We start from the raw sequence: 20,062 nt of genomic DNA, 5'->3' as shown, positions 1-20,062 counted from the left end.
ATTGCACAGATCTGCATTATGATGAAATACCCGACGCGCTGGCATCGGCTGAAGCATCCCGTCTGGCCGCAAGAAGGGATCTTGCAGCTGCCGTATTTCAGGAACGGGCCGGTGACAGCAGGACAAATCCGGATGCTGATTTTGGTGTGAAAGTATCTCGTATAATCTTTATGTAAGCGCTTAAAGATAGTTTATGGGTACTAAGGCCTGATGGATATCAGGCCTTAACGCTTAATCTTTGGCACTGTAATGGTCACACCGAACCCGTAAAATGACTGCAACATTCTTCTGGCCCGAGCTTCAAACGAGAGGCAGGAAAACTTCAAAGTCGTCACAGTGTGAATCGCTTTAACTAGGTAGCCAACTTCCGCTATTTGCTCATAGCTGCCAGCGAGCAGCGCTTCGGGCGCCAGGGGCGGACGTTGCTAACATCGTAATGTACTAATCTCCGGGACTGTTCAGCGTAATATGGCAACGTACTGTGCTGTCATGACATCAGCTTATAAGTTAATAATTGGTGTTTTAGTTGTAAGGCAATTGTTTTGTTTTTGTGAGGTGGATGACTTTTTAAATTGCATACGTATGCAAGCATGAGGGGATGGAAAGAACAGATATCCTGCGGGATTAGGCTAGGTGTAGAGCAGCAATGAAATTTGCCCGCAGGTTTAAGTTGAAATAGGAAATCACTCAATGCGAACTATGCGTCTTGTACCACCGTCCGACTGCCGGGAAGAGATAGCCCGACGACTGGAGATAGTCGAGCAGAACCAGCACCTTAACGCGATTCTCGGGGTAAACCCGGAGGCCATTTCTCAAGCAGAAAAGTGTCAGCAATTACGCCGCGAAAAGAAAATCCTCGGGCCGCTGCATGGCATCCCCCTCATTGTAAAAGATAATATTGCCTGTGCGTCTTTGCCGCTAACGCTGGGGTGTAAGGCGCTGGAATCGGTCATCGCGGCTAAGGATGCGTTAGTGATCCAGCGTCTGCGGAAAGCAGGGGCGATTATTCTGGCAAGGGCGAATATGTCAGAGTTTGCTTTTGATGTTCGCTCCCGGAGTTCTCTGGGGGGCGATGTCCGTAACCCACTGTGCCCGGCGTTAACCGCAGGCGGATCCAGCGGGGGCAGTGCTGCATCTGTGATTGCCGGAATGGCAGATGGTGCGCTGGGAACCGATACCGGTGGTTCGATTCGCATTCCATGCAGCTACACCGGGTTGGTCGGACTGCGTCCTGCTTTCCGACGACAGCAGCTCGCGGGCGTTGCGCCGCTGTCCGTGAGTAAGGATACCGTTGGCCCCATGGTCCACAGTGTCCGGGATGCAGCGCTGTTACATTGCATTCTCCACGGCGAAGAGGCTGCAGAATTATCGCCAACATCGCTGAAAGGCGTGCGATTAGGCGTGATTCGCGCGCTGGAGGCAGAAAATAGCGATGAGCGAACGGTCTGGAACAAGGCGCTGGAGAGATTACGCCAGGCGGGCGCAGTCATCGTAGAGATCGCTCTGCCCATTCTGGCGGAGGTTGAATCACAGTCTTGCCTGAGCATGTATGAATTCCCGATCGCCATAAACAGCTGGCTGGCGGCACAAACAGCTGTGCCGACAACGCTGCGGGGAATTGTGGATTCCGGTGAGTGTCTGCCTGAGTTCATCCCACTGCTTGAAAAAATGCTGGATTATCAAAGCCTGAACAAACCTTTGTGGTTGAGTGGACGCCGCTTTCAGCGACGATTAGCCCATGCACTCGGGCTGGCTGCAGAACAGAATCGTATCGAGGGTTTTCTTTATCCCACGGTTTGCCGACTGCCCGAAAGCCTCAATAAAATGCCCCCTGGCTGTGCGTCTGAACTGGCAGCCATCAGCGGTTTGCCCGCCATAACAATGCCGTGTGGCAGGACGCAAAAGGGGCTGCCGGTAGGAATGGAAATTCTGGGGAAAGAGTCGAATGAATTTTCTTTGCTCTCTCTGGCGTTGGGGTGTGAATGCGTTCTCCTGAGCAATGACATATAGGTTTGTACAAAACAGACATCACGTTAGAAGTAATGTGGTCCGTAGCTGTTATCTGTTCATTGGCACCGTGATTAAAAGGCGATCCTGTGCCATGAATATATGTTGGTCGTTGGTGAGGCGGATGGCGCTATCATGGTATCGTCAGTTGATTTTCAATCGCATCAAATATGGCAAGTAAATGGTCTGCGACTGCTCTAACGCGTAGCTAACCTGCTCAGTCAGAAAGCGTTGCTGCTGGTAGCCCTGTGCCAACAGCGGTCATAAACACGCGGCACAAACAAAAGTATGAGGAGAATTACGCTTATGCTAAATAGTCTTTGTATCAGTCCCGTAATACTTTCGAGAAACATACAGCCTCTTCCCGGCCGATATAGGGGCCGTAATTTTCAATGGATACGTATCCATTGTTCATATAAAAATTTACAGCCTTATGGTTAACATATCGGGTTTCAAGCCAGAGCTCTGTATATCCCATATTTTTTGCGGATGTTTCAAGAAAAGTGAGTAAAGCTTTTCCCACTCCGGGGGAGCTCCGGTCTGAAAACATTCTTTTAAGTTCGGCGATATTTTCTGTTAACGGTCGGATAGCTCCGCAACCTATCGCATCGCCTTTTTTGTTTCTTGCCAGTACCCAGAGCGACCTGTCCCCATCCACTGAGTCTATGGTGAAATTACTTTTGCCACTATCACCAGTAATAGCGGCAAGCTCTGCTGACAATTTTTCTATTAAAGAATGAGAATCTGAAGAAAGTGGATCTGCTTTATCTACTGTTATCATGGCGATAGCCTTTATATAGTTCTTCTTCAGGATAGGAGATGCTGATGATAAATGCATAATTCTTCAAGTAGAGATGCTGAATCGCCGGATTTCAACAGACCCCCTATTACTGATATTTTCTTTAATATGACCCACTGTTCGATCAATTTGATGCTGGCATGCGTCGGGCCAACCAGGCACCCCAGAATAAACTGGCAAAAAAACGAATGGGTTCCTCAAAGCCTGCTCCGTTGAGTAGGGCAAAGACGGCTTCTTCCGATTGAGGAGGCTCTGCGCCCTGCAGAATTTTGTTCATTTTGGCCTGAATCTCTTCCGGACCCACTCCGTTCATTCGCCAACGATTTGACCACCCAGCCATTAGCAAGGGCTGGGAAGCGTAAGCGCGATAGTTACCCGCAACAATCAAGGGGGAGCCCGGTTTAAGGCGCATTGCCACCCCTGCCAAAACTTCTTGCTTTACCTTATCGTCAGGGAGGTGGTGCAACACGCCAATCATGAGTGCTGCATCGAATAATGGGGCAGCATCCAAATCGGAGACCACGCCCTGAACGGCTTTTACTCGGTCTGCTATTCCTGCTTCGGTCATATTCACGCGGGCAAGGTCCAGCATCGGTTGAGATGGATCGACGGCGACGAATGACCAGTATGGCTCCAGTGTCGCTGAGGCAATGATTTCACCTGCCGTTCCGCCCGCGCCAACTACCAGCACGCGCGCAGACTTTCCTTCGCCCAGGACGGCTGACAGCATGCAGGCGGATAGCTCGTGGCATGCATCATATCCGGCGAGGGCGATCCGGCTTTGTCGTGCATACTCCCCTGCACGCACAGCGTCGAATTTAGCGGCAGAATCTTGGGTCATGGCGTCTCCTGTCAATCGTTTCGGTTTGGGTCATCTCAGCATTTTGAAGTAGGATAAAAGATTGTTGATGATAAAGTTTGAGAAAAACATGATTGAAAATCTGGAAACTTCACTAAGTCATGATCGCCTGACGGCCTTTCTGCAAGCCTTTCAACTCCGTGCTAAGCATTGCGATTGCGCGGAGTCCGCGAATCTTCTCATCATCGACATAAATAACTCAGGCGGTCCGACCCATTTACTTTATCGTGTCAGGGAGTCGTTTGGCCTACCCGCCGGGGCAAGGTTGTGCGCTGCTGCCAGGGTAGATTTTGGCGGCAGTGATAATCCATTGGTCGGTGCATTACCAGACGAGCTGTGTTTTTCCATGACTGAGATGCCGCAATTACTGGGTCTGGTAGAGCTGATCGTGGCTGAGATCGACGTGGCTCGTTGCGGTGGAGGCTCAGTCCGAACCCGCCTGTGTGAGGTTGTCGTTGTGTTGGCAATCCGTCGGGCAATCGCGATTGGCACGGTTGATGCCGGATTGTTAGCGGGACTTGCACACCCAAAACTTCATAAGAGTCTCATCGCCATGCACGATAAACCCGCGGCGAACTGGAATATTCTCGATTTGTCAGCCATCGCGGGAATGTCACGGGCGCAATTTATTGAAATCTTCAAGAAAACCGTCGGACAATCGCCGGGCGCATATTTAACCAGCTGGCGTTTAGCCTTGGGGAGGGCAAAACTGCGATCAGGGCATAGCGTAAAAGCTGCTGCCGCCATGGTTGGCTTCGGAAGCGCCGCAGCATTTTCTCGCGCATTTTTGCGTAAATTCGGCCACTCGCCTGGCGAGATTAAATCGCACAGAGCCTGAGTTTAACGCTGCTCTCTTTTAGCCGTTAGGATGCAACCCTAAGAGCGGCTTCGTGCCAGGAGCGGACGTTGGCGTCTTAAGTCCACAATCAAAATGCGCCTCATTAACGATAATAGAAAAGAAATTTTGGTTAGTAAAACTCATCTTTATGCTGATATCTGTATTCTTGCGTTATCCCTGTGTATCCATATGAAGCAGCTTTACAATCAATAACATGCACATTTGACTGAGGATGTAGGTTACCAATAGCTTGGTCCATAGCGTTGTAAATTGCTTTTTGATACGCTGCTTTCTGATCTTTGCTACACGTTTCATCCACGACAGTAACTTCAAGTCTAAACGAATTTTTCCCCCATTCAGCCAGACTCTTGCCATCAATAAACCAGTCATCATCATCCACATGTCTTACTATTACCATGGTTTCGAAGCTGTTTTTCTTCAATATCTCGCATGTGATTTGAGTAGCTAAAAGTACACACTCTTTGGTTAATTTTTGATCCTTGCAACCAGACAATGTGAGCGTTATTCCAGGCATAATGATTCCTTATATGTGTCATTACTTAGCTTGATTATTAAAAGTGTTGCCGCATTTTTTGAACGATACGAGATGACTAAGATGGCATAATCGAAAACATGAGGGCAACTTTCGTCCCCTTCTCGCTCACAGCGGACTTTAAGCCCAGTTAACGTGTCCGTTCCGTGCCACTAGCGGACTTTGCTAGTAAGTCGGTACAATGAGTAGCGGGATATATCACTGTCGCTGTAAATAAAAACATGTTTTAAAAAACAGTATTGACCTCAAATCTCAAATGAGTAAATTAGTACTCAGCAGCACAATGAAAGTGGTTAGTAAGTTAGTGAATAGAAAGAAGTTCTGGGAAAGCCATTTTGCTTTACAGGCCACGAAGTTTGTTGTTTGGGATGTAGTTGCTTTCAGGCCTTGTAGTGATTGTGCTGGTTCGCAAAATGGTAGTGTTAGCGCGACGATGTAAGGCCTTGTTTTTTAGTTGATGCTGACGGTTTCGTTTGTTTATGGTAACCGTATGAGCAACAGGCAACGCATCAAAGAGTATATGTCGCGATGGGTGATGTGCTTGTTTAAGTTGCCACGCTTAGGTTCTGAAAGCGCAGGCAGGTGTATGACGAGATAAATAGAGGGAGGATTTTTAGTATTAATGCCCAATATTATCTGTAGTAAACGGGTACATTTGAAAGCAGTATAAATAGCAGTATCATTTTATTAAGTCCATTAATGTTAAATCTGAAGTCTGTAGTACCTTAAAAGCCCTGGCTGCAATGGTCAGGGCTTTTAAGATTACTCCCTCCTTTGAATTGTAAGTTCTCCCAATAAATCCTTAATAAAACTAACCTTGATAATTTCCCCAGATGCTCCCCGATGCCTTATCGGTTTGGCCGCGCTTAATCAAGGTAAGCACGCTGTGATATCTTCTCCCCATTGATCATGTTTCCTCAATGGTTCCAGAAATGCTCTCATGTCGTGGCCAATTTTTGTCGGCCACTTCAGTATGAAAAAGGCGATGGTCTTTCCAGGCGCTTTTGGATCATTGCTTCGCTTCGAACTCCTCTATGTGCCATTAGCTGACAATTGCTTGCGTGAAATTCCTGTCGGCTCACAAATAAATAAACCTTTATATTGCTGTGTGTTTATTTGTGCTGAGTAAAGAGGTGGTTTTTTTTTGCACAGGTGCAACGCTGTTTTATGTATATCAAATAACGGCATCGACATTTCTTAATCAATTTAAAAAGGAAATTGTTTTTAACCTGTTGATTTTAATGAGTTAAAATATTGGTGAAATGATTGTATCAACAATAGTTCCAGAGCATATATAAATAGCACAGTATCTAAATTATAATTCTTTAACATCCGGTTGATATACGAGGTCAAAATGCGGTTAATTGTCATGCTGTTAAGCTTTGCGCTCTCCACACCGGTCTGGGCGGGTGAATTTTCCAGGCCTGCCGGTAAAATCCTTTTAACGCTCTCAGGTAATATCGAAAATACAAATGAAGGTGGAAAAGCCGTTTTTGATCTCGCCAGCCTTGAGAAACTGGGGATGGTCAGCTTTCAGACCACTTCTCCCTGGTATGATGGCCGCACAACATTTACGGGTATTCCACTGCAAAAGCTCATGGATTATGTCGGGGCGAAAGGTTCTGTTGTAAAGGTCACTGCGCTCAATGACTACACCACTGAAATCCCCCTCAATGATTTTAAGAAATACAACGTTATCCTTGCTTTAAAAATCAACGGAGAATATATGCGTATCCGTGATAAAGGCCCGCTGTTTGTTGTTTACCCCTATGACAGCCTGCCGGAGCTGAATAATCAGATTTATTATTCAAGGTCAGCCTGGCAGGTCAGCAGAATGAATATTGAGTAAGGGGTCTAAAGACCAACATGAACAGAATTCTGGCTGGCATCATTTGTTTCCTTTTTATATCTACCGGGTATATCTCTTTCCTTGTGCATGAAAGGCAACAAGAGTTACAGAAACTGACTCACTACGCCGCTTCGTGGTCTGCTGCACAGATGGTATCAGAGTATTACCGGTTCGAGTCGTTGCTTGGTCTTTACACTATTGATGAAACGATGACGCTGGATGATGTGCGCATGCGTCTCGACATTATGCTCAGCCAGAGTGATTTAATGAAAGAAGGTGATCTGAGGGATTACATAGAAAGTAATAAAGCCCATCATGCACTGGCTCTACAGCTTGAAAAGACACTTGAGTATCTGGATATTCATCTTGAGAAAATGAACCGCTCAGAACTCCAGGCATACCTGAAAAGAATGCAGACGCTTGACCCACAACTGGCTCGTCTGTCGTCCGGCGCTTTAGACAAAGACATTAATTCAATTAATGACGCCAACCTCAAAATTAAAACCCTGTACTATATTTACTCAGCGACGTCTGTATTGTTGATCATAATGAGTGCGATACTCGGCGTGCTGATATTTTATCAAAACAGAAATATTCTGAAGGCGCATCTTCAGGTAAAGAGTCTTGCTGAAGCACTGCAGGAATCTAAAGAAAAATTGCAAATCCAGAATACAAAGTTGGAGTATGACGTCTACCATGACTCTTTGACAGAAATGAATAACCGCCATTTTTTCTGGGGGAATTTAAATGAAACCATCGAGATCGCGGTAAAAACCAATAATTCTGTGAATGTGATGTTGTTTGATTTAGATCGATTCAAGGAGGTCAATGATACGTATGGTCATGATGTCGGCGATATGTTATTACGCCAGATATCACACCGTCTTATTTCAATGGGCCTGACTTCCGATACGCTTTATCGTTTAGGCGGGGATGAGTTTGCGTTTCTCTCGAGTGGCCTGACGGAGAGCAGTGCCGTTTCACAAGCCCAAAAAATATGCAATATAATCAGCCAGCCCTACACTATTAATAATACGATTATCAATATAACCACCAGTGTCGGTATTGTCGTCTCAGACACTGAACGCCGCTCCGACTATCTTTATAAATTTGCCGATCTGGCCCTTTATGAAGCCAAAAAGGAAGGCGCTGGTAAGATAAAAGTCTTCCGGCAATGGATGTTAGATAAGCTGCAAGAAAGCCGAACCCTTGAGCATGATATGGCACTGGCGTTAGTGAATAAAGAATTCGTGGTTTACTATCAGCCTATTGTCGATTCTTTCAGCCAGGAAATTTACAGTTATGAAGCCCTTATTCGTTGGATACATCCTCAGAAGGGGCTCCTGTCGCCGGACAGCTTTATTCCTGTGGCTGAAAAAACAGGAATGATAAACGAGATGGGGAAATCGGTGCTTGAGATGGCCTGCCGCGAAGCCGCTTCCTGGGTGATTCCGACTAAAATTTCAGTCAATGTCTCTCCTGTCCAGCTAAGCAGTAAAACCTTTGCCACAATGGTGTTGTCCATTCTGAACGAAACGGGACTTCCCGCTGAGCGTCTTGAACTGGAAGTGACAGAATCCTCTCTCTTTACTGAGAGCAATACGCCGATGAATACGCTTAACAGGCTGCGGGCTCTGGGGGTTAAAATCTCCCTCGATGATTTTGGTACCGGTTATTCTTCTATTTCGCGCCTCAGCAGGCTTGCCTTCGATAAAATCAAAATAGACAAATCCTTTGTGCATTCGATATCGACACAGGAAGACGCCCTTAATATTATCAGGCTCATCACCGGCATGGCGAAATCCCTCAATATGAAGTCCGTTGCGGAAGGTGTTGAAACACAGGAGCAACTGGAAAGCCTTCAGTTGCTGGGCTGTGATTTCATACAAGGCTATCTGTTTGGTAAACCTCAGCCTTATATAGATGGGAAAATCAGATACGGTTAAATGGAGGTCTTCAAGACTACTGGTGCATTAAGCATTGGGTTCCTCTGAAAGGTGCTTGATGCCATCACTCATCTCTTGTAACTCATTGATCAGTCTTGCGACATGGAAACCATCACACACGGAATGATGTACCTGAACAGCGAGCGGCAACAATACTTTTCCATCTTGTTTGTAGTATTTTCCAAGAGTGAACATGGGGGCAAAAAAGTTCTGCATGTTAGCAACATTAATATTAAAACTGGTGAAACTTACCCAAGGAATAGCCGATACGAAAAAGATATTTTCTCGAGACTCCCCCTTAGGCCAATAAGAAAGGTTATTACCATAACGTGCAACGTCTTCTGAATAAATGTCCTGGAAGTGATGAATATTGCCATCGTAGTGACTCCATAATGATGAAAAGGTCTCCGTTTCATTATGGAAAATAGTATAGCTTGGATGAATTTCATTCCATATGACCAGCTCATTGTTCTTTATAGCCATACGGAACTCTGCATGACTATTTACGATTTTAGAAAGGAGGAAAATAATAGTAGGGTAAAATTTCCAGCCAGCTTCCCTTATATGTTTTAGCAGTTCGGTAATATCTATCAGGACAGTTTGGTTAATTGTACTTTGAGCAAATGACTGGAATACCTCAAAATGCTCCTTCCTTGCCCAACGAGACAAGTCAACAGGTGTATATTCCAGGGTTGTTTTTTCCATTTTTTAACCTTTTATTATAAATTATATATCAGATGTTAGTCTAAGTTTTATTATGAATTATGCAAGCCCATAGAACCAAACTATTTTGGTAGTGAACGCATTTTTGTGAGTAGCGCATTCTTATACAGCAGGGACGGGGGTAAAACATTTAATATATCAGATAATAAATGTAGAATGTGCAATCTACAGGTGTTTGCCTATCGGCAAATAAGTATGAAGTAACGGCACATTAGTATGCGTAAGATCCAATTCACCGAGCACCAGAACTGCCGCGTATTCAGCAACAGGTTCTGCTTTGAGGATTCCGATATGACCCCTTTTCATCAACTTACAGCCACCAGTCTGGGCGGCCAGTCTATCTCTTTGGACGACTACGCAGGTAAAGTGGTTCTGGTCGTGAATACCGCCAGCCATTGCGGCTTCACGAAACAATACGCTGGCCTTGAAGCACTCTACAAAAAGTACGCCACTCATGGTTTGGTGGTGCTTGGTTTTCCTTGCAACCAGTTCGGTAAACAGGAACCCGGCGGCGCAGAAGAAATCGCGCAGACCTGTCACATTAACTACGGTGTGAGCTTCCCGATGTTCGATAAAGTAGAGGTCAACGGAACCGCAGCGCACCCGGTGTTCCGTTATCTGAAAAACGAATTGCCCGGCGTGCTGGGTAGACGGATTAAATGGAATTTCACTAAGTTCCTGGTCGGACGCGATGGTAAACCGCTCAAACGTTTCGCACCGTTCACCACCCCGGAGAAAATGGAAGCCGCAATCCTTGCAGCACTTGCAATCTAACTGTTTCGGTCATTCGAACCCTTCAATTGTAGAGCGCGTCAGATATCTCATCTCTGATGTCGAACCTTGCGCCGGGACGTCATCAGCCGCTTATTTATGCTATAGAAATTGTAAATTCAACCCAGCGAAAACCTGCCACTGTGGCTGCCCAGGGCCATGATCTGCGGCAGAAAATTGAGGCTCGACAAAAAAGTTATAAACCGTTTTTTTCTGCTTAATAACCTGACCTATACCGACACCCAACGGAACGCCATAACTGTCATTCTGGAAATTATAATTCCAGATCGGTGCGGCACGAAGATAGGTGCCTCCCCCTAATTGATAAAAGGCGAAGGGCTGGAATGCACCTATGTTCACATCGGCTCTGTCACCTTCTCCTGCAAAGCTATGCTGCCAGGAAGCCAGATAGCCATACTGGAAAACGGGTGAGCTGGCATTGAATAACACGTTCACGAGCCCACCAGACCACTTCTGCGTTCCAAGAGCGTTTTCAGTTGCTGTTGGCGCGGTAAGCTGAGGGCCAATGCCGAAACTGATTGCAGGATTTCCTGTATCAATCAGGTAGGCCGTAAACAGGTTAAGATCGCCTAATCCTGTCTGATGCCCCCCTGTAGGAGGGGAAGGGTAAGTATTTATGGGTAAAGACGCACGCAGCAGCCATTGACTCTCCCCGAGGGAGAAGGGCTTGGCGTAGCGAAACCAGAACTGATTTGCATCTTTATCAGAGCCACTGACATCACCAATATAATAATTCTGCATATTAAAGGCTGTCATATTGGCGAGCGGATTGTTGGCTTGTGAAGCATCAGGTGTGGGCGTTTTAGCATAGCCCGTCATTACCGCCAATGTTCCCGCCATCACCAGCACTGTATTTTTTAGTGTCATCCACTTTGCCCTAAGTAATAGTCATTTAAACATTCAAATTCCTGGCTTCGGCAAGGCCACTTCACCGCTACAGGTTCAGGGATGGAATACGTACCTCAATAAACAACAGGTTACGCATAGCAGCGTTTGATAACCGCAGTCCCCCCAAAATTATGGGATGACCTTTTAAATTGAGATATCAGAAAGCTTAACTTCAACCAAAGCGTAGCAAGTTCTGCATATGTCGCTTGAATTTCAGTTTTTTTCCAAAAGTTTTTACATCAGGAATCAGAAAATTTACTTGCGTGGAAGATCATGATTTGAAGGCGGGTTGTGGAAAACGATTGAAATGATGGCTTATGAGTTCAAAGCACCGAAGATTGTTGCCGCGTTGGATAAAGCGGCGGAGCGTGGCGTGAAAGTTTTTGTCCTTACTCAAAACGGACTCGCATTGCGTGCTTTAATCAACTCACCACTGACCGGATGAACAAAATCCAGCTCACTGGCGTGCAGCATTAGCCGCGGGGTGTGTTCAGTTCCTGGCAACAGAAGGCCGCCGTATAGGTCGCAGCCCAAAATAGGGTGGCCCAATTGCTGGCAGTGAATGCGAAGTTGATGAGTACGCCCGGTTTCCGGGGTAAGTTCTACCCGCGTCAATGGCAGTAACGCCCCGTCTTCCCGCTCACGGTAAAAGCGTTCAACGACCCGATAGCCAGAACGTGCAGGCTTGCCGTTGATGGCGCAAATCGACATGAGCGGGAACAGCGCCGGATCTTTGGCAATCGCGGCGTCTATCACCCCGTCGTTGTCGCTCACATGCCCACAGAGCAGCGCACTGTAGGCTTTGGTAACTGCGCGCTGGCTGAATTGTTGGCATAGAGCGGCGTTGATAGCTTTATTGCGCGCAATCACCATCAGCCCGGAAGTCCCGAAATCCAGGCGATGCACCAGGGTGCAGCCGGGGAATTCTTGTACCAGACGATGATGCACTGAATCGAGATTTTGCGGGTTTTTCCCCGAGAGGCTGAGTAACCCGGTAGGTTTATTGATCAATACCAGATGTTCGTCCTGATAGAGCGTCTCAATCTGCTCATGGCACGGCGGGGCAATAAAATTATCGATAATGGTAGACATCAGACTGCCTGGACGGAAAGTGGAAGCGGATGATAGCGAACTTTAAACCGACAGGCGAATTGGGTTATTCGGCTTTTAGCCCCAATCATCAGACACAAAAAAAGCCTGCTTAGTTTCCTAAGCAGGCTTTTCGAATTTGGCTCCTCTGACTGGACTCGAACCAGTGACATACGGATTAACAGTCCGCCGTTCTACCGACTGAACTACAGAGGAATTGTGTAACGGGGCGCATATTAACGAGAAGCAGGGGGCATGTCAAAGGGTTCGCGAAAAAGAATTTTGTTTGCTCTTTTTATAGTCAACTTGTTGAGTATTAAGGCGAATTGTCCTTGTCTTAATCATCCATTGCTCATTTCACGCAAACTCAACTCCTTAAGCATGATTAACCACTTCATCAGTAAGTTCTTTATTGGTGCAAAGTGGCGTAATTCTCAACTTTTCTGCTTTATTGTTAAGCAGATGTGATCCCCGCTGTAATTTCAATCTGTGATACCGGGCCGCTTTCAACCGCGCTCTATACTGACATATGTCGAAACAATGACATTCGGTTAACAACATTGGCAACCATTTTGCTTAATGTTCAGGGCCGTGAAAATCGTAAGGATACCCCGTAAGGAAACCCCGCCGTAAATCACAGGATTTTGTCTGGATAGTCCAATTTGTACTCGTTCGTGTTTTTGCTTGTGAATGGTCTTAAACCGTTGTGCATAAACCTCTTTGCTTCTTTGCTAAGGAACATACAAATGTCGCTGAAATTAATCAGAAGTCCTCTTTCTCTTGTGTTGGCAGGTTGTCTGGTGACGGCGTTCTCCGCCCAGGCCGATATTGTGATTGGTGTTGCCGGGCCATTCACCGGGCCGAACGCCACTTATGGCGATCAATACTGGCATGGCGCGACGCAGGCCGCTGAAGACATCAACGCCGCAGGCGGGATCAACGGCGAAAAAATCAAACTGGTGCAGGGTGATGATGCTTGTGAGCCGAAACAGGCGGTGTCCGTCGCTAACCGTCTGGTGGATCAGGATAAAGTGAAAGCTGTGGTTGGCCATTTCTGCTCATCTTCCACTATGCCTGCGTCCGAGGTGTATAACGACGCGGGGATCCTGGCTATCACTCCAGGGTCAACGAACCCGCTTATCACCGAGCGCAAGATGAACGATATGTTCCGCATGTGCGGGCGTGATGACCAGCAAGGGAAGGTCGCCAGCGATTTCATTATTGATAAGCTCAAAGCTAAACGTGTGGTGATCATTCACGATAAAGACACTTACGGGCAGGGGCTGGCCGATGCGACCAAAGCCGCGCTCGCCAAACGTGGCGTCAACGACGTGATGTATGAAGGTTTGTCGCGCGGCGAAAAAGACTTTAACGCGCTGGTGACTAAAATCAGTGCGCAAAAACCCGACGTGGTGTTCTTCGGCGGTTGCCATCCGGAAGCCGGGCCGCTGGTGCGCCAGATGCGTGAACAGGGCGTACAGGCCAAATTCTTCTCCGGCGACTGTATCGTAAACGAAGAGATGGTCACAGCCGCAGGCGGCCCACAATACACCAACGGTATCTACATGACCTTCGGGAAAGATCCGCGTTTGATCCCGGACGGCAAAGCCGTTATTGATAAATTCCGCTCCAGCAAATTCGAGCCAGAAGGCTACACCCTCTATTCCTACGCATCCGTTCAGGCAATTGCTGCGGCCTTCAAAGCCACAGGCGGCACCGATTCCGCCAAAGCCAGCGCCTGGTTAAAAGCCAATCCGGTGGATACCGTGATGGGTAAAAAAGCCTGGGATGAGAAGGGCGACTTAAAAGTCTCAGATTATGTGGTTTATCAGTGGGATGCGCAGGGTAAATACAAAGAAGTCCAATAATATCGGGATTTGTAGGGGGGATAAGCGTTAGCGTCATCCACCATTTACGCCTGTCATTGCAGGAGAAAGTGTCGGGTGACGCGGCGCTTACCCGACCTACAAAAGAAGTTTGTCCGCCACCAAAAGAGACTGCCAAACTATGGATGCCTTCTTCCTGCAACAATTGATAAATGGCTTAACGCTAGGGTCCGTTTACGGGTTGATAGCCATCGGCTACACCATGGTTTACGGCATTATTGGCATGATCAACTTCGCACACGGCGAAGTGTATATGATCTCCGCATATCTGTGCGCCATCGGCCTGGCGCTGCTGTCGTTCTTTGGCATTCACTCGTTCCCGCTATTAATCCTCGGCACGCTGGTATTCACCATTGTGGTGACGGGCGTCTATGGCTGGACGATTGAGCGCATCGCCTACAAACCGCTGCGCAACTCCACACGTTTAGCGCCGCTGATCTCCGCAATCGGCATGTCACTCATCCTGCAAAACTACGCGCAAATCAGCCAGGGGCCGCGCCAGCAGGGCATTCCAACCATGCTTGACGGCGTGTTCCGCTTCCATATTGGCGAAGGTTTTGTGCAAATCACCTACACCAAAGTGTTTATTTTGATTGCCTCGTTTGCCGGCATGCTGTTGCTCACCTGGATTATCGGTAACACACGCCTGGGGCGCATGTGCCGCGCGGTGCAGCAGGACCGCAAAATGGCCTCGATTCTGGGGATTAACACCGACCGAATTATCTCGATTGTGTTTGTGATTGGCGCGTCCATGGCCGGGCTGGCGGGCGTGTTAATCACCATGAACTACGGCACTTTTGATTTCTACGCCGGGTTTATCATCGGCATTAAAGCGTTCACGGCGGCGGTGCTCGGGGGGATTGGCTCGTTACCCGGCGCGATGTTAGGCGGCCTGATTCTGGGAATTGCCGAGGCGCAATTCTCCGGCATGGTGAATTCTGATTATAAAGATGTCTTCTCGTTTGGGTTGCTGGTGGTGATCCTCATTTTCCGGCCGCAAGGGCTGCTTGGTCGCCCGATCGTTGCCAAAGTGTGAGGGAGAAAAAATGACAGCAGAAACGGTATTGCATGAAGGTTTTTCCCTCAAACGCTGCTTGCTGGATGCGGTTTTCGCTGGTCTGGTGGCGTTAATCATTTTTGGCCCGATTGTCGGTATGGTGCTGGATGGTTACAGTTTTAACTTCGACGGCCAGCGCCTGGTGATGATTATCGCGGCGGTGATGGCCGGGCGTTTTCTGTTGAGCGCTTTCTTGACAACCGGAGTGGGAACCCGCTTTCTCAGCCGCTTTGAAACCGATAACTCAGGCGTGTATGTGCGCCCGCCAGACTATAAAAGTCGTCTGCGCTGGATAATCCCGCTGGTGTTGGTGCTGGCGGTTTGCTTCCCGTTTGTTGCCACCAAATATGTGCTGACCGTGGCGATTCTCGGGCTGATCTATGTTCTGCTCGGTTTAGGTTTAAATATCGTCGTTGGCCTCGCCGGATTGCTGGACTTAGGGTACGTCGCTTTTTACGCCATAGGCGCGTATGGCCTGGCGCTCGGCTACCAGTACCTCGGTTTGGGTTTCTGGTCGATGCTGCCGCTTTCGGCACTGATGGCGGCGGCGGCAGGCGCGCTGCTCGGTTTCCCAGTGTTGCGTATGCATGGCGATTATCTGGCGATTGTGACGCTGGGCTTCGGGGAAATTATCCGCCTGGTGCTCAATAACTGGCTGACGTTTACCGGTGGCCCGAACGGGATTTCCGCACCGCCCCCCACGCTGTTTGGCCTGGAATTTGGGCGGCGGGCAAAAGAAGAAGGTGGCGTGCCGTTCCACGAATTCTTCCATCTCACCTATAACCCCAATCTGAAGTTTATCTTTATCTACGCCATTCTGGTGCTGGTGGTGTTGCTGGTGCTTTACATCAAACACCGCCTGACGCGCATGCCGATTGGTCGTGCCTGGGAAGCGCTGCGTGAAGATGAAATTGCCTGTCGATCTATGGGGCTGAACCACGTGCTGGTGAAGCTCTCTGCTTTCACCCTCGGCGCTTCCACCGCAGGGATTGCCGGCGTTTTCTTCGCCACTTATCAGGGCTTTGTTAACCCGACATCGTTCACTTTCTTTGAATCGGCATTGATTCTCGCCATTGTCGTCCTCGGCGGAATGGGCTCGACCATTGGCGTGGTGCTGGCGGCATTTGTGCTGACGGTGACGCCGGAACTACTGCGCAGTTTCGCAGAGTATCGCGTGCTGCTGTTTGGCATGTTGATGGTGGTGATGATGATCTGGCGGCCACGCGGCCTGATTCGCATCAACCGCAGCGGCTATGTGGTGCGAAAGGGAGTGGCGCCATGAGCGAAATGATTTTAAGCGTTGAACATTTAATGATGCATTTTGGCGGCATAAAGGCGCTGAACGATGTGAATCTTGAAGTGCGGCGCGGCTCGATTACCGCGCTGATCGGCCCCAATGGCGCGGGCAAAACCACGGTTTTTAACTGTCTGACGGGGTTTTACAAGGCCTCAGGCGGCAATATTTTGTTCAATACGCGCGACAAAACCACCAATGTGATTCAGATACTCGGGCAGAAATTCCAGCCCGGTGACTGGATAAACCCGGCGCAATTGGGCTCGCGTCTGTTCTACAAAATGTTCGGCGGCACGCATCTGGTGAACCGCGCAGGTCTTGCGCGGACCTTTCAGAATATCCGTTTATTCCGCGAAATGTCGGTAGTGGAAAACCTGCTGGTGGCGCAGCATATGCAGGTGAACCGCAATTTACTCGCCGGGGTGCTGAACACGCCCGCCTATCGCCGCGCCGAAAGCCGCGCGCTGGATCGTGCATTTTACTGGCTTGAAGTAGTTGAGCTGGTGGATTGCGCAAATCGCCTTGCTGGGGAGATGTCTTACGGGCAACAGCGGCGGCTCGAAATTGCCAGGGCGATGTGCACCGCGCCGGAGATGATCTGCCTGGATGAACCGGCGGCGGGTCTGAACCCGGTGGAAACGCGTACGCTGAGTAAAATTATCCGTTTCCTGCGTGACCATCACGACATTACCGTTTTACTGATTGAACACGATATGGGCATGGTGATGGAAATTTCCGACCACATTATCGTGCTCGACCACGGGGATGTGATTGCCGAGGGTAAACCTGAGCAAATCCAACACGACGAAAAAGTGATTGCCGCCTATCTGGGCACCGACGAAGACGAGGTCAGTGTATGAGTGAGGCGATGCTGGAGTTTCGCAATGTGGACGTGTTTTACGGTGCCATTCAGGCGCTAAAACAGGTTTCGTTGCAGGTTAACGAAGGGGAAACCGTGGCGCTGATTGGCGCAAACGGGGCGGGGAAATCGACGTTGTTGATGTCGATCTTTGGCCAGCCGCGCATTCGTGGCGGGCAAATCCTGTTTCGCGGCGACGACATCAGCCATAAATCGACCCATTTCGTGGCATCCGGCGGCATTGCGCAGGCACCGGAAGGGCGACGCATTTTCCCGGATATGACGGTTGAAGAAAACTTGCTGATGGGCACGATCCCCATCGGGGACCGATACGCCGCGCAGGATCTGCAAACCATGTTTGATCTGTTCCCACGTTTGAAAGAGCGCCGCAAACAGCGGGCGATGACGATGTCCGGTGGCGAACAGCAAATGCTGGCGATAGCGCGTGCACTGATGAGCCGCCCTAAATTATTACTTTTAGACGAGCCGAGCCTGGGCCTTGCACCGATTGTGGTGAAACAAATCTTCCAGACGTTGCGTGAACTGGCGCGTAACGGCATGACGATTTTTCTGGTGGAGCAGAATGCGCACCACGCGCTGAAACTGTCTGACCGGGGCTACGTGATGGCCAACGGGCAGATCAGGTTGAGCGGCAGCGGTGAGGAGTTGTTGGGGAATGAGGAAGTGCGCAAGGCGTATTTAGGCGGTCACGGTTGAGATTTTGCCGGATGACGCTGCGCTTATCCGACCTACGGTTTGGTTTTGTAGGGTGGATAAGCGTAGCGTCATCCACCGTGATTTCAACGAATATTTAAAAAACTCTTTGCAGGATAACGATTTGTAAATCATTATTTGAAATGTGGTTTCACTTCTCCCCCCAAGGTCAATCTTGAACTTACAAGCAGCACTTCGCCAGCGCGTGGCTAAAACTCGCTGGTACGCCAAACGAAAGAGCTATCGAGTCCTGTTCTGGCGCGAAATTACACCCCTTGCGGTGCCTATCTTCCTGGAAAACACCTGCGTTTTATTGATGGGGGTTTTAAGCACCTTCCTGGTGAGTTGGCTGGGAAAAGAGGCGATGGCAGGCGTGGGGCTGGCCGATAGCTTCAACATGGTCATCATGGCGTTCTTCGCCGCAGTCGATCTCGGCACGACGGTGGTGGTTGCCTTCAGTCTTGGCAAGCGTGACCCGAAACGGGCGCGTGATGCGGCACGTCAGTCACTGATATTAATGACGATTATCGCCATTGGTCTGGCTGCGGGTATTCACCTGGCGGGTGAACATGTCGTGAATGTTATTGCCGGAGCGGCAACGCCAGAAGTTAAGGCGCTGGCACTTTCCTACCTTCAAACCACGGTATGGAGTTACCCGGCGGCGGCGATTGCGCTTATCAGCAGCGGCGCGTTGCGTGGGGCAGGGAATACCAAAATCCCGTTATTGATTAACGGCGGGATGAACATTCTCAACATTATTATCAGTAGCATCCTGATTTACGGCGCGATGGGCTGGAACGGGCTGGGCTTTTTTGGCGCTGGACTGGGCTTAACTATTTCGCGCTATATCGGTGCGCTCGCTTTTGTTTATGTGTTAGTGGCGGGCTTTGCGCCGTCGCTGCGCATTTCGCTGAAAAGTTATTTCCGGCCACTTAAAGTCGGCATTTTGTGGGAAGTGCTGGGGATTGGTATTCCGGCCAGCATTGAGTCGGTGCTGTTTAATGCCGGGAAATTACTCACGCAAATGTTTGTTGCCGGGATGGGCACCAACGTGATTGCCGGTAACTTTATCGCGTTCTCGATTGCCGCATTAATTAACTTACCCGGCAACGCCCTGGGTTCGGCATCGACCATTATTGTTGGCAAGCGTCTGGGGAAAGGGCAAATTGGCCAGGCCGAAAGGCAGCTGCGCCATGTGTTCTGGCTATCCACTCTGGGCCTGACGATCATCGCCTGGGGAACGGCACCATTCGCCGGATTGATGGCCTCGTTTTACACGCATGAAGATGACGTAAAAGAGGTGGTCAAAATCCTCATTTGGCTGAATGCCGCGTTTATGCCGATTTGGGCCGCGTCCTGGGTTTTGCCTGCCGGTCTGAAAGGCGCGCGCGATGCCCGTTTTGCGATGTGGGTTTCGATGGCGAGCATGTGGGGTTGCCGCGTGGTGGCGGGCTACACGCTCGGTATTGTGCTGGGAATGGGCGTGGTCGGGGTGTGGATGGGGATGTTCTTCGACTGGACCGTGCGCGGCGTGCTGTTCTACTGGCGAATGGTCAGCGGCCGCTGGCTTAAGAAATACCCGCGTCTCAAAAAAGAACCTTTGACTAAAACCTAAATGGTGGATGACGCTGCGCTAATCCACCCTACAATCGGCTGCTGTAGGTCGGATTAGCGCCAGCGACATCCGACTTTTCTTCTGCGTGACTGATTATTAACCAACTTAATATCTGGCTATTCTTCGGAAACTTGATATCTATCACTCTGCTACGTCTCGTTTTGACTAGTAACGTAAAGTTACTAGCAGTGAAATATTCTAAAATGTTATTAATTACCGCAAGAAATTACTTTGGTGAATATAACAGGAAGACGAGGTAGTGATGAGTACAACGACAAGGAACACGGAAGGTCG

The 20,062-nt window shown here is 48.9% G+C and carries 17 protein-coding genes, 1 tRNA gene and 1 pseudogene; 12 read left to right on the top strand and 7 right to left on the bottom strand.

The window, feature by feature from the left end:
• Positions 1-246: 246 nt before the first annotated feature.
• Positions 247-324: pseudogene (locus tag GBAG_RS23115) on the top strand (VOC family protein); the annotation flags it as partial.
• A 366-nt stretch (positions 325-690) separates the two neighbouring features.
• Positions 691-2,010, top strand: coding sequence for an amidase family protein (locus GBAG_RS12450; RefSeq protein WP_034496449.1), 1,320 nt, complete (start codon positions 691-693; stop codon positions 2,008-2,010).
• A gap of 322 nt (positions 2,011-2,332) precedes the next feature.
• Here the strand turns inward: GBAG_RS12450 and GBAG_RS12445 are convergent, their stop codons facing one another.
• Both GBAG_RS12445 and GBAG_RS12440 read right to left on the bottom strand, forming a co-directional pair.
• Positions 2,333-2,788, bottom strand: a complete 456-nt coding sequence (locus GBAG_RS12445; protein WP_034496448.1) for a GNAT family N-acetyltransferase — start codon at positions 2,786-2,788, stop codon at positions 2,333-2,335.
• A 142-nt stretch (positions 2,789-2,930) separates the two neighbouring features.
• Positions 2,931-3,536, bottom strand: coding sequence for a class I SAM-dependent methyltransferase (locus tag GBAG_RS12440; RefSeq protein WP_210434940.1), 606 nt, complete (start codon positions 3,534-3,536; stop codon positions 2,931-2,933).
• A gap of 178 nt (positions 3,537-3,714) precedes the next feature.
• Here GBAG_RS12440 and GBAG_RS12435 point away from each other — a divergent pair, with 178 nt between their 5' ends.
• On the top strand, positions 3,715-4,503 hold the full coding sequence (locus GBAG_RS12435) for a helix-turn-helix transcriptional regulator (protein ID WP_246864877.1): 789 nt from the start codon (positions 3,715-3,717) through the stop codon (positions 4,501-4,503).
• A 130-nt stretch (positions 4,504-4,633) separates the two neighbouring features.
• Here the strand turns inward: GBAG_RS12435 and GBAG_RS12430 are convergent, their stop codons facing one another.
• The gene (locus GBAG_RS12430; protein ID WP_034496446.1) at positions 4,634-5,038 is read right to left on the bottom strand and encodes a tautomerase family protein; all 405 of its coding nucleotides are present in this window, start codon (positions 5,036-5,038) and stop codon (positions 4,634-4,636) included.
• Between the two features lie 1,372 nt (positions 5,039-6,410).
• Here GBAG_RS12430 and GBAG_RS12425 point away from each other — a divergent pair.
• Both GBAG_RS12425 and GBAG_RS12420 read left to right on the top strand, forming a co-directional pair.
• Entirely contained in the window at positions 6,411-6,905 is a 495-nt protein-coding gene (locus GBAG_RS12425; protein WP_034496445.1) for a putative pterin-binding protein, read from the top strand.
• A gap of 17 nt (positions 6,906-6,922) precedes the next feature.
• The gene (locus GBAG_RS12420) at positions 6,923-8,851 is read left to right on the top strand and encodes a putative bifunctional diguanylate cyclase/phosphodiesterase (RefSeq protein WP_034496444.1); all 1,929 of its coding nucleotides are present in this window, start codon (positions 6,923-6,925) and stop codon (positions 8,849-8,851) included.
• Between the two features lie 27 nt (positions 8,852-8,878).
• Here the strand turns inward: GBAG_RS12420 and catA are convergent, their stop codons facing one another.
• The gene (gene catA, locus GBAG_RS12415) at positions 8,879-9,556 is read right to left on the bottom strand and encodes a type A chloramphenicol O-acetyltransferase (RefSeq protein ID WP_034496443.1); all 678 of its coding nucleotides are present in this window, start codon (positions 9,554-9,556) and stop codon (positions 8,879-8,881) included.
• Between the two features lie 309 nt (positions 9,557-9,865).
• Between catA and GBAG_RS12410 the strand changes: the two genes are divergently transcribed.
• On the top strand, positions 9,866-10,348 hold the full coding sequence (locus tag GBAG_RS12410) for a glutathione peroxidase (RefSeq protein ID WP_034496455.1): 483 nt from the start codon (positions 9,866-9,868) through the stop codon (positions 10,346-10,348).
• 99 nt (positions 10,349-10,447) lie between these two features.
• Here the strand turns inward: GBAG_RS12410 and GBAG_RS12405 are convergent, their stop codons facing one another.
• From GBAG_RS12405 to GBAG_RS12395, 3 genes are all read right to left on the bottom strand, one after another.
• Entirely contained in the window at positions 10,448-11,233 is a 786-nt protein-coding gene (locus GBAG_RS12405; protein WP_034496442.1) for a hypothetical protein, read from the bottom strand.
• Positions 11,234-11,647: 414 nt separating this feature from the next.
• Positions 11,648-12,346, bottom strand: coding sequence for an RluA family pseudouridine synthase (locus tag GBAG_RS12400; protein ID WP_034496441.1), 699 nt, complete (start codon positions 12,344-12,346; stop codon positions 11,648-11,650).
• Positions 12,347-12,483: 137 nt separating this feature from the next.
• A tRNA-Asn gene (locus GBAG_RS12395) sits at positions 12,484-12,559 on the bottom strand.
• Positions 12,560-13,089: 530 nt separating this feature from the next.
• Between GBAG_RS12395 and GBAG_RS12390 the strand changes: the two genes are divergently transcribed.
• The 6 genes from GBAG_RS12390 to GBAG_RS12365 all read left to right on the top strand — a co-directional run bounded on the left by GBAG_RS12390 (position 13,090) and on the right by GBAG_RS12365 (position 19,768).
• Positions 13,090-14,211, top strand: coding sequence for a branched-chain amino acid ABC transporter substrate-binding protein (locus GBAG_RS12390; protein ID WP_034496440.1), 1,122 nt, complete (start codon positions 13,090-13,092; stop codon positions 14,209-14,211).
• A 139-nt stretch (positions 14,212-14,350) separates the two neighbouring features.
• The gene (locus tag GBAG_RS12385; RefSeq protein WP_034496437.1) at positions 14,351-15,265 is read left to right on the top strand and encodes an ABC transporter permease subunit; all 915 of its coding nucleotides are present in this window, start codon (positions 14,351-14,353) and stop codon (positions 15,263-15,265) included.
• Between the two features lie 10 nt (positions 15,266-15,275).
• Positions 15,276-16,568, top strand: coding sequence for a high-affinity branched-chain amino acid ABC transporter permease LivM (gene livM / locus GBAG_RS12380; protein ID WP_034496435.1), 1,293 nt, complete (start codon positions 15,276-15,278; stop codon positions 16,566-16,568).
• The gene (locus GBAG_RS12375; protein ID WP_034496433.1) at positions 16,565-17,440 is read left to right on the top strand and encodes an ABC transporter ATP-binding protein; all 876 of its coding nucleotides are present in this window, start codon (positions 16,565-16,567) and stop codon (positions 17,438-17,440) included. The genes livM and GBAG_RS12375 overlap by 4 nt, the downstream gene beginning before the upstream one ends.
• Positions 17,437-18,156: an ABC transporter ATP-binding protein gene (locus GBAG_RS12370; protein WP_034496432.1), complete on the top strand. Its 720-nt coding sequence runs from the start codon at positions 17,437-17,439 to the stop codon at positions 18,154-18,156. Before GBAG_RS12375 ends, GBAG_RS12370 begins: the two co-directional genes overlap by 4 nt.
• Before the next feature lie 172 nt (positions 18,157-18,328).
• Positions 18,329-19,768, top strand: a complete 1,440-nt coding sequence (locus GBAG_RS12365; protein ID WP_034496430.1) for an EmmdR/YeeO family multidrug/toxin efflux MATE transporter — start codon at positions 18,329-18,331, stop codon at positions 19,766-19,768.
• The last annotated feature ends 294 nt before the right edge of the window (positions 19,769-20,062 follow it).

The sequence above is a fragment of the Buttiauxella agrestis ATCC 33320 genome (assembly GCF_000735355.1).
GTDB classification, from domain to species: domain Bacteria; phylum Pseudomonadota; class Gammaproteobacteria; order Enterobacterales; family Enterobacteriaceae; genus Buttiauxella; species Buttiauxella agrestis.
The sequence above is the reverse complement of the archived record's forward strand: the minus strand, read 5'-3'. Positions and strand labels throughout refer to the sequence as shown.

What these genes read in the sequence shown, in the direction of transcription:
- GBAG_RS12450 (WP_034496449.1), top strand. Translation starts at nt 691, where the DNA reads ATGCGAACTATGCGTCTTGTACCACCGTCCGACTGCCGGGAAGAGATA.
- GBAG_RS12445 (WP_034496448.1), bottom strand. Translation starts at nt 2,788, where the DNA reads ATGATAACAGTAGATAAAGCAGATCCACTTTCTTCAGATTCTCATTCT.
- GBAG_RS12440 (WP_210434940.1), bottom strand. Translation starts at nt 3,536, where the DNA reads ATGCTGTCAGCCGTCCTGGGCGAAGGAAAGTCTGCGCGCGTGCTGGTA.
- GBAG_RS12435 (WP_246864877.1), top strand. Translation starts at nt 3,715, where the DNA reads ATGATAAAGTTTGAGAAAAACATGATTGAAAATCTGGAAACTTCACTA.
- GBAG_RS12430 (WP_034496446.1), bottom strand. Translation starts at nt 5,038, where the DNA reads ATGCCTGGAATAACGCTCACATTGTCTGGTTGCAAGGATCAAAAATTA.
- GBAG_RS12425 (WP_034496445.1), top strand. Translation starts at nt 6,411, where the DNA reads ATGCGGTTAATTGTCATGCTGTTAAGCTTTGCGCTCTCCACACCGGTC.
- GBAG_RS12420 (WP_034496444.1), top strand. Translation starts at nt 6,923, where the DNA reads ATGAACAGAATTCTGGCTGGCATCATTTGTTTCCTTTTTATATCTACC.
- catA (WP_034496443.1), bottom strand. Translation starts at nt 9,556, where the DNA reads ATGGAAAAAACAACCCTGGAATATACACCTGTTGACTTGTCTCGTTGG.
- GBAG_RS12410 (WP_034496455.1), top strand. Translation starts at nt 9,866, where the DNA reads ATGACCCCTTTTCATCAACTTACAGCCACCAGTCTGGGCGGCCAGTCT.
- GBAG_RS12405 (WP_034496442.1), bottom strand. Translation starts at nt 11,233, where the DNA reads ATGACACTAAAAAATACAGTGCTGGTGATGGCGGGAACATTGGCGGTA.
- GBAG_RS12400 (WP_034496441.1), bottom strand. Translation starts at nt 12,346, where the DNA reads ATGTCTACCATTATCGATAATTTTATTGCCCCGCCGTGCCATGAGCAG.
- GBAG_RS12390 (WP_034496440.1), top strand. Translation starts at nt 13,090, where the DNA reads ATGTCGCTGAAATTAATCAGAAGTCCTCTTTCTCTTGTGTTGGCAGGT.
- GBAG_RS12385 (WP_034496437.1), top strand. Translation starts at nt 14,351, where the DNA reads ATGGATGCCTTCTTCCTGCAACAATTGATAAATGGCTTAACGCTAGGG.
- livM (WP_034496435.1), top strand. Translation starts at nt 15,276, where the DNA reads ATGACAGCAGAAACGGTATTGCATGAAGGTTTTTCCCTCAAACGCTGC.
- GBAG_RS12375 (WP_034496433.1), top strand. Translation starts at nt 16,565, where the DNA reads ATGAGCGAAATGATTTTAAGCGTTGAACATTTAATGATGCATTTTGGC.
- GBAG_RS12370 (WP_034496432.1), top strand. Translation starts at nt 17,437, where the DNA reads ATGAGTGAGGCGATGCTGGAGTTTCGCAATGTGGACGTGTTTTACGGT.